This window comes from Anaerococcus sp. HMSC075B03, assembly GCF_001815585.1.
Taxonomy (GTDB): Bacteria; Bacillota; Clostridia; order Tissierellales; family Peptoniphilaceae; genus Anaerococcus; species Anaerococcus vaginalis.
In genome coordinates this window covers 1-453 of record NZ_KV821169.1, presented here as the reverse complement: position 1 = coordinate 453, position 453 = coordinate 1, and the positions used below count along the sequence as shown (strand labels likewise).

Below are 453 nucleotides of genomic sequence, written 5' to 3'. Positions count from 1 at the left end.
ATTAACAGTAAGGGAGTATTCCATAATCAAGAAGTTGAGTATAGACCAAAACAAAATCCATTTTACGAAAATCATTTTGGTTTCAACGGAAATCAAGGATTCAAATCTATTCCTAATGGATTAAGGTTTGAAAATGGAGAGTTTGTCTTTGATAAGAATGTAGATAGTGTAGAACTTGAATTTGATTATAACAATGATTTGTATCAAGGAAAGATGACTATATACAATCCAAATAAATATTCCATTGATACTCAAACAGATTTAACAGGGCAAGATATTGATGAAAAGGACAATAAGATTGATGATTTAACTAAAAATATTAAGGACTTGGAAAATCAGATCAAAGACTTAAATGATAAGAAACAAGAAGACCAAACAAAGATAGATGAATTAAAGGAAAAGTTAGAATCTTGCAAAGATAATGGAGAGAAACTAAAACAAGAAAAAGCTAAG

Annotated in this window: 1 protein-coding gene; it reads left to right on the top strand. The window is 28.5% G+C overall.

Annotation, left to right across the window (positions count from 1 at the left end):
* The coding region (locus tag HMPREF3045_RS02320) for a coiled-coil domain-containing protein (protein ID WP_373880582.1) at positions 1-453 on the top strand (453 nt) is incomplete at both ends.